This window comes from Acidaminococcus sp. AM33-14BH, assembly GCF_003603525.1.
Taxonomy (GTDB): Bacteria; Bacillota; Negativicutes; order Acidaminococcales; family Acidaminococcaceae; genus Acidaminococcus; species Acidaminococcus intestini.
In genome coordinates this window covers 22,485-33,951 of sequence record NZ_QTNG01000008.1, presented here as the reverse complement: position 1 = coordinate 33,951, position 11,467 = coordinate 22,485, and the positions used below count along the sequence as shown (strand labels likewise).

The window sequence follows — 11,467 nt, the reverse complement described above, 5'->3', positions numbered from 1 at the left end:
TTAAGCCTTTTTCAGCGGTAATGAAAAGGCCCGTGAAAAGGGAATAAAGAAAGAAAAAAGGGGGTTCATAATTTACAGTGGTTACAATTATCGATAAAAGAATTTGGCAAAGCATATAAAATGAAACTATCATATAGTTAATCATGGCTAAATGGATATAAAAAGAAGGTTAGAAAAGACGAATAATTTTTGAGAAGAATTCCTATTATGTCTCTTTGAAATAGACAAATTAATAGAAAAATAAGGAAAATATGATATACAAAAATGAAAATCTGTTATAATAGATACAGAATCAAAAAACGAAATGACCCATCATTTCAGCATCATGCACTTATTTTTTGCAATGCGCAGACAATATGAAAGGTGCTGTCTTTCTTCAACCGACTGATTCGCCCTGTGATCTTGGAATCGCCATCGCGTTATTTCCCTGAACCCTTACCTTATGGATTCTTGTCAATCCAAGGAAATTTCGCCCTGGCCCTTACGGATCCTCCGCCGATGAAGCCATTGCCTGCGGATCCATCAAAGGAGGAACTCAAAAGACATGGAAAAGAAGCTGCAAGAAAAAGCAAGTCTCCTCGATCGTTTTCTGGATACGGTCGAACGGGTGTGCAATAAATTGCCACCTCCTGCCATCTTATTTGGCATTTTATTTGTGATTACGGCGATTGTTGGGGCTCTTTGCACCCAGGCCGGATTTGCACTGGAAAACCCGGCCTCTCACAAACTGGTGGCATCCCAGAACTTCTTTACTAAAGAAGGCATCCAATGGCTTCTCACGACGATGGTGAAGAACTTCACTGGATTTGCCCCCTTGGGCCTTGTTATCACCATGACCCTTGCCATTGGTTTTTGCGAAGAATCAGGCATGCTTTCCGCGCTGCTGCGCCGAAGCATGAAGAACGTACCGCCCTCTCTCGTCCCCTTTATTGTTGCCTTTCTTGGCGTCTGCGGAAACATTGCATCTGATACGGCCATGGTTGTCATTCCGCCCCTTGCGGCTGTTGCCTATATCGGTGTCAAGAAGCACCCTGTTGTTGGGATGATGGTCGGTTTTGCTGGTGCGGAAGCAGGTTTTGGCGCTAACCTCATGATTGCGGGGACCGATTCCCTGCTCCAAGGCCTTACGAACCAAGCCATTGATGGTTTCTTTGGCAAAGCGGGAGTTTTTGCTGTAGACGTGACGTGCAACTGGTACTTCATGTTTGTCTCTACTTTCCTCTGTGCCTTCATGATTGCCCTTGTTTCCATCAAAATCGTAGAGCCGCGCTTTGGCAAATACGAAGGCCCCGGTGCTGATGAGGAACTGGGCGGTGTTTCGGAACTTGAAATCAAAGGACTTAACCGTGCGGGTCTGGTCATTGTCCTTTATATTGCCATCTTGGCTGTTGGCTTTTTCTCGGGCATCCTGTCTAAGGACGGACATACTTTTGTAGGGTCTCCGCTTCTTAAGGGCCTCATTCCCCTTCTCTTTATCATGTTCAGTTTGGCCGGTATTACCTACGGCGTGACAACAAAATCTTTTACCTGCATCAAGGATGTCAACAAAGCGATGGTCCACCAAATGAGCGGGATGGGTGCGTTCGTCGTTTTCTGCTTCTTCTGCGGTCAATTCCAAGCCCTCTTCAGTTGGACCCATCTGGGAACCCTGCTTGCCATTTCAGGGGCTGATTTCCTTGAAACGGTAGGTTTTACGGGGCTTCCCATGTGTGTAGTCTTCATCATCATCACAAGTCTCGTTAATATCTTCATGTCTTCCGGCTCTGCCAAGTGGGCCATTTTCGCACCGATTTTCGTTCCTATGTTCATGCTTTTGGGATATCACCCTGGATTCACTCAATTGCTTTATCGACTGGGCGATTCACCAACAAACTGCTTTACCCCCATGAACCCTTATTTGTGGATGATTCTTTCCGTAGCCCAGGAAAAATATATGCCCAAAGCGGCCATTGGGACCCTTGTATCGAACCTCATTCCGATTGCTGTCTGCCTGCAGATTGCGTGGATTATTTTCCTGATTATTTGGATGACTTTGGGTCTTCCCATTGGACCTGGCGTTACGATGCAGCTGCCTTCTGGCATCCTGTAAGAGTTCGGTTTATTTCTGAGCGCTGGAGCTTTGGCTTCGGCGCTCTTTTCCTGTTGCCTGGAAAAAGTGGGGGAGGAAGGAATCTTTCTTCCTTTTCCCATATTTTTTTATAAAATCCGTTGACAAAAATGCCACTCTTCGATATAATAACGCTTGTGACCGCGTCCTAGGACGCACCAAGATTCCCCGATAGCTCAATGGTAGAGCACTCGACTGTTAATCGAGTTGTTGTAAGTTCGAGTCTTACTCGGGGAGCCAATGGCCGGATGGTCAAGCGGTTAAGACACCGCCCTTTCACGGCGGTATCGGGGGTTCGATTCCCCCTCCGGTCACCATTTTTTTTTGGGCGCTTAGCTCAGCTGGGAGAGCGTCTGCCTTACAAGCAGAATGTCAGCAGTTCGATCCTGTTAGCGCCCACCATCTTGTTGCTGTTTATAACGGGGCGTAGCTCAGTTTGGTAGAGCACCTGCCTTGGGAGCAGGGGGTCGTAGGTTCAAATCCTGTCGCTCCGACCAAATTTTTTTTGCGGGTGTAGCTCAATGGTAGAGCCCTAGCCTTCCAAGCTAGTTACGTGGGTTCGATTCCCATCACCCGCTCCATTTTATTTTGGCCCCGTAGCTCAGCTGGATAGAGCAACGGCCTTCTAAGCCGTGTGTCGAGTGTTCGAATCACTCCGGGGTCACCATGTCGAATCTTTAGCCTTCCTTTCGGGGAAGGCTTTTTTGTTTCACGGTGCGGTTCCTGATAGAAATCGCATTCTTTTTGGGCCCCAATATAATGAAATCAGACCACCACGAAAAAAGGGTCGGAATATGGGGCTTTTTCGATTCGATCAAGGCTGCGGCAGAAGAATGTGCAGTTTAGCAAAAGGCACAGATGCAGCTTAGCCCGGCCCGGGAATTTTTGGGGATGGAACGCTATGCCATTGACTGCTGCGGCGCCAATCTCTATGTTCATGATCATGCCGTTGTCATCGATAAGACGGGCGGCCTTTGGATCGTGGGGGACAACAATTTCAAGGTCATTCCTTTTAAGTCCATTGCTGCTATCCAGGTAAAGCTGCAGTCGACGATCATCAATGGGTACCTTGAATTTAAACCGGCAAACAGCCCCTTTACCATCGGCAGCGGTAAGGCCGAACAGACGCGTGAAAACAGTGTGATCCTAAGCGGAACGGATGAACGCTATGCCGAGGCAAAGGAAGCCCTGCCATACATCTTTGACAAAATCTGCAATCACTGAAAGGATTCTATCATAGCCATGACTAGGTAAGGTCGTGGCTTTTTTTGTTATTTTTGTTGCAAAGAAGGTGAGCATTTCGTATGATAGGAACGTGATAAATACGAAGTAAAATAGGGGAGATTAAAATATGGGTAAAAATCCCAGATCATGGGAAATGGAGAATGGACCGAGGGCGTTTTTTGCCTTTGTGGCAATGACCTCATTTTTTTTGACGGGAAGCACTGCGGCTGCAGCAGACGAGCCTATTCAGGAGATTGTTATTACGGCGACGAAGACCAAAAACGACCGCAAGCTGATTCCTCAATCAGTTGATGTATTGACGCAGAAAGACTTTGCCAAATGGGGAGCCCAGACCGTGGAAGATGTCCTGAAACGGGTGCCGAATCTTGACCTGACGCCGACTTCCATGCAGGGTCAGTCGTCACAAGTGACGCACCAGGTGTCGCTGCGCGGCATGGGCAATAAGGGAACACTGATCCTCGTCGATGGGCGGCGGCTAGCCGGTGAAGACGCACCGGAAACAATCAATGGCTACGAATTGCGGCGCATCAACCTTCATGATGTGGACCGCATTGAAGTGCTCCGCGGGGCAGCCTCCGCCCTTTATGGCAGTGATGCTGTAGGCGGCGTAATCCAGATCTTTATGAAAAAGCCCGAGGGGGCATCGTCTTATGCCGGCGTCACGACGGGGTCCAGCGAAACTTCCTTGTATGGCGGCTTGAATACGGATAAGCTGGGAAAACTGAGCCTTGGCATGAGCTACGACCTCACCAAGGTCCGTAAGGATGAAAGTGAAGGCTGGACCAATATGTTTGGGCCCCGGCGCCATTTTTCTTTTGAAGGAACCTATGAGATGACGGATGAAGATAGTGTCCGCTTTGGAGCGTCTTTTATGCGCGAATCCCTGCGGCAAAGCGTCCAAAGCCGCGGCACCACTTGGTATGACAATAATCGTCAGGACTATCACTTGGCCTATGAAGGGACGCACGGAAAAAATGAGTACGATCTCAAGGTGTACCACAACCGCTTAGGAAAACACTCTTATTTGGGTGCAGGAACTGGGTACAATTTTGACCGGGCCGAGTATGCGACGAGTGCCGTCGAAGGGCGCGTGACGTACCGCGCCGATGAAAGCCATACCTTTACTTACGGGACAGAATACCGTCATCTAGAGGCGGGCAGCACGCGTTATGGCGGAAGCCGTACGGACCGTTTTCAGAGCGAGGGAGGCCTCACCAAGGGATATAGCGAACGGGGCACGGATCAGTATGCTTTTTACGGTGCCGATGAATGGAAAATCGGGAAGAAACTGCTTTTTGTGCCTAGTATCCGCTGGGACCATCATGAAGACTTTGGCAGTGAGTGGTCACCGCGGGCTGGACTGACCTACCTTATGGATGACCATAACCGTTTCAAGGTGAATTATGGCTTTGCCTACCGTGCACCATCCCTTTTTGAACGCTATGGTGATATGGAAGAAACGCCCGTACTCTATATGACGGTCATCGTCTACGGAAACGAGGACCTGCGCCCCGAAAAGACCCGCACTTTTGATGCCGGTTACGAAGGGGAGTGGGGCAAAGCAAAAGGCCGCGTGACCTACTTTTATAATCAGGCAAGAGACCTTATTGTCAGCAAGGTCATAGGCAGGATCCCGGGCCGCGGCCATATGACGCTCATCAACTCCTATGCAAATGTTGACCGCGCCACCATTCAAGGCATCGAAGGTGACTTCCATTATGACTTTGATGACCATTACGGTATCCGGGCCGCCTATACCTATATGGATGGGCGTGACGACGAAACCCATGAACCGCTTTCGGGGATGGCCCGAGCCACGGGGCTAATGGAAGTTTTCTACACGGATGGTAAGAAAGCCCCCTTTACTGTGAGCCTTGCCGCTAGATGGAACGACCGTTACCGCATCGAAAGCGCCAGGACCGGATTAGCAAGCCTTTATAGCTACAGCACGATGGATCTATCGCTTACTAAACAACTGGGTCGCATGATGGTCTTTGCCGGCATCGATAACCTTTTTGATAAAACGTTCGATACGGAAAGCAGCTTTGCCATTCCCGGACGGGTTTGGAAGGTGGGGGCGGAGTGGAAGTTTTAGTTTAGTTTGGTTCGGCGCAAAGATTGCATCAAGTCAAGGTGTTGTGAAAAAACCATAACGCCGACCCTAAACCTAAAGAAAAGAGAGAAAAGCCCCACCTGGACAAAGAGACGCGTTCGGGTGGGAGCTTCAATCTGATTTCTTCTTTCATTCGGAATCAGATGATTCAATAGGTGTTGAAATATTTTCTGCAGATCGAACTGAGCGGAGCGATGTGAAGGCAAAAGCCCGTAAGGCAGGGATAGTACTGGAATGAAACATGGACTTTCTTGCCTTTATATTGCCTTATAACTGCCTTCTTCAGACAAGAAACGCATCCCCGACAACACAATTGGCGCCGGCCTCACAGTTTTTAGCCTGTCGCCATCGGCGGTCTTAGCCAAGCGGAGCGTCTTAGCCAAGGAAGACCCTTTTTCCTATGCTTTCCGCCTCAGCCAGCTGCCGAAGGCAGCCTTAGCGATATAGCATCAAAGCAGGCCTTTTAGCTCGACAGCCAGAGCCGCAGGCTCGTGACAGCCATTTTGGCCAAGCCTGAATAGACAGCTTGACAGCCTTTCTTTTCCCACAGCCTACGGGCCACCCTTGCACGCTGCAATGGTGGCCCGTTCTGCATTTTCTTATAATCTCATTTCCCGCACGCCGTCAAAGAGGACGACGGCTTTATCTTTCTTGAGGTTCTTCATGACATTTTCGTCTTGGCTTTCTGCAAACTTCCCGTCCTTTAAGTCAAGGCGCACAATCTTACTGGGGGCACCGCCGCCGCTTCTCCGGACGATGAGGCTTGTTGGATCTGCCGTAACAATAAGGGGCGTTCTCATGAGGGTGAAGGTCTGCTTTACCTCAAAGGTGCCGTTCCGGAAGGTCCCCCACAGGGCTGAATCACCGCCTGTGCCACTTGTGTAAGGCCCGGAAACAATCGCAAGGACGTCAAGTCCGCCGTCACCGTCAAGGTCAAGGATTTCATAGGCGTATCTTGTATCTTTCCGCTCCGCCTCGTCGATGCCGTAGGTTTTTATGATGGCCCGTTCAAGGGGCGGAAACTTTTTCATGCCGCTTGTTATGCGGCGAATGTCCTCTGGAATCCACTTACCGCCCCATAAAGGCGGTGTAACCGTGTGGCCTCTCTTTTCAGAGGGGGTGACTTCAAGGGCCGACAGTCCATACATTTGGTAGAGCCGAATTCGGGCATTTTCATGGGTCCATTCTGTATAAGTGGCTCCTGCTTCAGACGGAACCGATTGGACCTTTGTCGGAGCACCATAGTACCACGTTAGGACCGGTTCATAGGCAGCGGCCCGGGGATCTTCGAGCTGGACCGTAATGCTCTGCACCTTGCCGTCCCGGTCATAGAGTGTTCCCGCTTCCCGGTTTTCACCAAAGAGGCGGACCGGATAGGTGCGGCCAATTGTAAATGTTCCATCGGCGGAATCAGTGGGCGTGCCGCCACCAAAAAATTCTGCGGCTTCTTTGTCATTTTTTCCTAACAGGGCAAAAAAGTGGGTAAGGGTCCAGCGGGTCCCCGTGTGCCGTAGCGGAGTATAGAGGGCTGCCTCATTTTTTTCAAGTAATGAAGGAAAGGCTTGAGCGGCCCCCATAAACCCCATGGAAAGACAAGTGAGTAGGATAGAGGCAGCAATTTTCTTATTCATAAGATCCTCCTTGTGGAACGAATGAAATGAAGATTCCTGCAGGAACCTATTATTTACGGTGCTTGATACGTATAAACACATAGATAAGGCAGAAGACCCATACCGTATGGGTCCGCGCGTCAGAAGGAAAAAGAAAGGAAGCTCCCAAAATAGCAAGCATGAGATAATCAGATAGATACATAGGCACTCCTTTTGAGGATGGTAAGGACTGGTTTGATAGGTCCATTATAGCATGGGGAAGGAAAGTTTTTGATATAGAGTTGATCATTAAACGATCTCTTGGTCTTTAATATGGGTTTTTACCGGATCCATCGTTTTTGATGAAAGAAAACAAGCGTAAAGTGAAAAATAGGATTAATCCTGAATTTATCATATTTTTAGGGTATAATAACTATTATTATAGGATGCGTAGGGAGGATGGTGGCTATGAAAATCAGCAAATTAACGAAGTTGACTGGATATTCACGTAACACAATACAGTACTATACATGCATAGGACTTCTTATGCCACTTCAAAAAGGTGCAGATCATGATTATACCCAACGTGAAGTCGATGACCTTGCTTACATTGAAAAATTAAAAGCTATGTCCTTTTCTATCAAGGATATCCAAGCAATCATTAGACTTAAAAGACTTTCCAATTGGCATGAGCCAGCAACTCGGGAATCTTTTAAGACACTTCTCGATAGTCAAAAGAATAAAGTGCAAGAAAGAATAATCAATCTTGAAAAAGCATTGCAGTGTATAGAAGAGGAAAAGGAGAATCTTTTAAAGATTCAAGATCGTCCAATAAGGCTAGGAATTCCTATCTCTGCAGTTGGCCTTTTGGCTTGTCCACATTGTCACAATTCTCTGCATCTCAGTAATGCTGAAATTACCTATCCCTATATTTTTAATGGACAGCTATCCTGTGAATGTGGGTATCAAGCGGCCATTATTGATGGAATCATTGATACGGGCAATCGATATGGAGGATTCCATGATTCTCCTGATCTTGACAGGCACTTATACGAAGGAATGCCAGATGAATTCTATAAGTATTTTCACAAGATTGCTGACAGTCATGTTCAAACATTGAATCATATGGATTTATCAGGTAAAGTGGTTATGGAAAATCGAGTGAATGGGTATTTTTTTCTATATAATCACTTCAAGGATCTAAATAATGATTGTACGTACATCATTACAGATAAATACCTAGAAATCATTCAGGCCTACAAGGAAAGAATTGAACGGTTGGGACTGCCTTTGAATATGGTGATGATTGCTGATAACAGTATGAAATTTCCATTGAGGGAAAAGTCCGTTGATGTTATGATCAGTTTTTTTGCTGGAGGGGAACATCAGTTATATGAAGAAAAATCCTTAGCGGAAGAAATGCAGCCCTACTTTAAGAAAATGCATCAAATTCTTGGCGCTGATATTTGTTATGAACGTAATTCCCAATCAATTAAGGCGCTTCACCATAAATATCCGGAAGGGTCATGCCTGACTTTTATCGATGGATATACGGAAAAAAATTTGACTAGTCTCGGTTATAAGGTAAATACACAAAAACTGGGAACTTTGTATGATACTCCAGATGTATTTGCTTTCGAAGCTCATAAAACAGGTGAGCCTCTTTATATGGAGTATTATTTTTCGACAAGAAGCTAACGAGTAAAGAACAGTAAAATGCAGAGTACACTCTACATTTTGCCGTTCTTTTTTTATTTTGGTGTCGTTTTTGGACTGAACTTCTTGAATGAGCAGAAATGAGGGGGAAATATAAAAAACATTCATACTATACATTAAACAAAAGAAAAAACGATTTAAGGCCCTTGACAGTGTCTTTTCTCAACAACATATCATAAAGTCATTCAATGAAATGAGAAGGAGGAATTCATAATGTTAAGGACCATACTTTCTTTTACTGATTGGTTATGGGGGTATCCAATGCTTGTCCTTTTAGGGGGAGGGGGGCTTCTGATGACAATTTTACTCAAGGGATTCCAATTCATCCACCTTCCCTATATTTTGAATCATACAATTATCAAGGCTTTTGCCAAGAAAGGTAAGGATGCAGATAAAATATCCGGGTTTCAGGCTTTGACGACGGCTCTATCAACAACACTTGGAACGGGAAATATTGTTGGCGTCGCATTGGCTGTTGCATATGGGGGGCCTGGTGCTGTTTTCTGGATGTGGATTATAGGTCTTGTTGCCGCTATTATTAAATATAGTGAAGTTGTGACAGCACTGCGGTATCGCTTTAAGAATGAAAAAGGTGAGTGGACCGGCGGACCTATGGTTTATATCCCTAAAATTACAGGCCTTAAATGGATCGGAACGCTGTTTTCCATTGTTGTTGTTTTTGATTTAGCCCTTGCGAATACTGTTCAATTGTCATCCGTTAGTGATACACTCCTAGTTCATGGTATTCCGAAGCTTGCTACCGTTATCGTCATTACAATTTTTGTGGCTACCGTTGTCTACGGCGGATTGAAACGTATTGTTTATGTTACAGAACGGATGATTCCCTTTATGTCCATCCTTTATATGGCATTTGGACTCGTCATCATTTTAATGCATGTTGAAGCACTGCCCGGAATCATCCTTGCAATCTTCAAAAATGCATTTACAAGCACTGCCGCAACGGGAGGATTTGCTGGAGCGACTGTGGCCCTTACGATTCGTTGGGGGATTGCGCGTGGAATTTATTCTAATGATTCTGGGAATGGACTGACCTCTATTGCACATAGTAATGCTGATGTGAAACATCCTGTTCAGCAAGGCCTATGGGGCGTATTTGAAGTCTTTTTTGATACGATTATCGTTTGCTCTGTAACGGCTCTTGTTGTACTCGCTTCTGATGTGTGGAGAACGATGCCTGCTTCAATGGGTGGATCCATGACAGTGACTGCATTTAAACAAAATTTGGGCCAGATTGGCGGGCTTGTCGTTTCTATCAGTCTGATTCTATTCGCTCTTTCAACTGTTATTGTATTTGTTTATTATGCTGAAAAAGCAGCCGAAGTCCTTTGGGGGCCCGTTGGTTCTAAAATTACTCGTTTTTGCTACATTGCAATCTTATTGGTCAGTGGATTCACCTCTTTAGGTGTTCTCATTCAGTTGCTGGATTTTTCAAATGCAGTGATTATTATTCTAAATATGATTGCTATCTTTAAAGCTTTCCCCTATGTCCGGCTCCTTACCAAGGATTATATGGACAATCAGGAGAAATATGAGGATTTGAAGGCGGATTCTAATGTTCCTGTGGAGCTATATATCGATAATAAGGGTTGATCAACGATGATATACCATTGTCTGGTTGGTTGTATCACGGTTTCTTTTGTAGTGGCCCTTATTGATCTTTTTAGGGGAAGTCCTTGGGGAGTCGGTAACGAATTGCAAAGAGGATTTGACATGGCAGGGCCTTTACTCCTTCTGATGACTGGGTATATTTGCCTAGCTCCTGTGTTGGCTGCGGTCTTAAAACCAAGTTTGCTCCCTTTAGCTCATTTATTTGGGGTAGATCCTTCGTTTGCAGCAGGTTTATGTCTGGCTGTTGATTCTGGCGGTGCTCCTCTTGCTATGGAAATGGCAGATTCCCATGTATTAGGGAAATTTAGCGGCTATGTGGTCGGGAGCGTGCTGGGGCCCACCTTAACCTTCACAGTTCCTGTAGCTCTTATGGGAAAGAAACTTAAGGAGTCGATTCCCATCATTAACGGGCTAATGGCAGGAATCATAGCTTCTCCTATCGGTATTTTTGTGGGTGGACTCTTACTTGGTCTTCCCCTTGGTATTCTACTAAAACAGATGGTTCCCCTTGTACTTTTTGTGCTATTTTTAACGGTTCTGCTCCAAAAGTACCCGCATCTAATGGCTGCTTTTCTTGTGCTTCTAGCAAAAGTCAGTCTTATCGTCAGCTATGGTGGGCTTGCTTGTGTTTTGATTCAGAAGGTTCTTTCTTACTCCATTCTCCCAGATCTCCTTCCTTTTGAGGATGCGATCGTTACGATTGGAGGCATTGCATTACTTTTAGGTGGGGCCTACCCTTTTGTGGTCTTTATTCATCGACTCACTGCAAGCTGCTTAGATCCTATCTTAATAAAATTTGGATTTTCTGAGGAAGGGGCAGCTGGCCTCATGATGACGGTCGTCAATAGCATGGCGATGTTTTCACGCTTAGGGAAAATGTCGGAAAATGATGTGGTTCTTAACACGGCGTTTGCTGTATCAGGAGCATGGCTTTTAGGAGATCATTTCTGTTTTGTAGCGCAAGTAGAACCTGGTTTATTGATGCCCGTATTTATTTCAAAACTTGTTGCCAGTTTAGCTTCATTATGCTTTGCGCGTTTCGTTTTATTACGCCAATAATATAAAATG

General features: G+C 45.9%; 7 protein-coding genes and 6 tRNA genes. 12 read left to right on the top strand and 1 reads right to left on the bottom strand.

Going from position 1 to position 11,467, the window contains the following annotated elements; translation table 11 throughout:
- Positions 1 to 544: 544 nt before the first annotated feature.
- From DW817_RS06925 to DW817_RS06885, 9 genes are all read left to right on the top strand, one after another.
- The gene (locus DW817_RS06925) at positions 545 to 2,089 is read left to right on the top strand and encodes an AbgT family transporter (protein WP_009014956.1); all 1,545 of its coding nucleotides are present in this window, start codon (positions 545 to 547) and stop codon (positions 2,087 to 2,089) included.
- A 183-nt stretch (positions 2,090 to 2,272) separates the two neighbouring features.
- A tRNA-Asn gene (locus DW817_RS06920) sits at positions 2,273 to 2,347 on the top strand.
- Positions 2,348 to 2,349: 2 nt separating this feature from the next.
- A tRNA-Glu gene (locus tag DW817_RS06915) sits at positions 2,350 to 2,424 on the top strand.
- Between the two features lie 9 nt (positions 2,425 to 2,433).
- Positions 2,434 to 2,509, top strand: a tRNA-Val gene (locus DW817_RS06910).
- 18 nt (positions 2,510 to 2,527) lie between these two features.
- A tRNA-Pro gene (locus tag DW817_RS06905) sits at positions 2,528 to 2,604 on the top strand.
- Positions 2,605 to 2,614: 10 nt separating this feature from the next.
- Positions 2,615 to 2,688 (top strand) — tRNA-Gly (locus DW817_RS06900).
- Positions 2,689 to 2,697: 9 nt separating this feature from the next.
- Positions 2,698 to 2,774: transfer RNA gene (locus DW817_RS06895), tRNA-Arg, on the top strand.
- A gap of 191 nt (positions 2,775 to 2,965) precedes the next feature.
- Entirely contained in the window at positions 2,966 to 3,331 is a 366-nt protein-coding gene (locus tag DW817_RS06890) for a hypothetical protein (protein WP_120111776.1), read from the top strand.
- Positions 3,332 to 3,524: 193 nt separating this feature from the next.
- Entirely contained in the window at positions 3,525 to 5,447 is a 1,923-nt protein-coding gene (locus DW817_RS06885) for a TonB-dependent siderophore receptor (protein WP_243634092.1), read from the top strand.
- A gap of 617 nt (positions 5,448 to 6,064) precedes the next feature.
- Here the strand turns inward: DW817_RS06885 and DW817_RS06880 are convergent.
- Complete coding sequence (locus DW817_RS06880; protein ID WP_120111774.1) at positions 6,065 to 7,096, bottom strand: hypothetical protein; 1,032 nt, start codon at positions 7,094 to 7,096, stop codon at positions 6,065 to 6,067.
- Positions 7,097 to 7,522: 426 nt separating this feature from the next.
- Here DW817_RS06880 and DW817_RS06875 point away from each other — a divergent pair, with 426 nt between their 5' ends.
- The 3 genes from DW817_RS06875 to eutH all read left to right on the top strand — a co-directional run bounded on the left by DW817_RS06875 (position 7,523) and on the right by eutH (position 11,458).
- A complete protein-coding gene (locus DW817_RS06875) occupies positions 7,523 to 8,752 on the top strand; it encodes a MerR family transcriptional regulator (RefSeq protein WP_165851878.1) in 1,230 nt (409 codons plus the stop codon).
- A gap of 231 nt (positions 8,753 to 8,983) precedes the next feature.
- Positions 8,984 to 10,381 (top strand): sodium:alanine symporter family protein, encoded by a 1,398-nt coding sequence (locus DW817_RS06870; protein WP_120111768.1) that lies wholly within the window; start codon positions 8,984 to 8,986, stop codon positions 10,379 to 10,381.
- Positions 10,382 to 10,387: 6 nt separating this feature from the next.
- Positions 10,388 to 11,458 carry an ethanolamine utilization protein EutH gene (gene eutH / locus DW817_RS06865; RefSeq protein WP_120111766.1) on the top strand — a complete coding sequence of 357 codons (1,071 nt, stop codon included), beginning with the start codon at positions 10,388 to 10,390 and terminating at the stop codon, positions 11,456 to 11,458.
- The last annotated feature ends 9 nt before the right edge of the window (positions 11,459 to 11,467 follow it).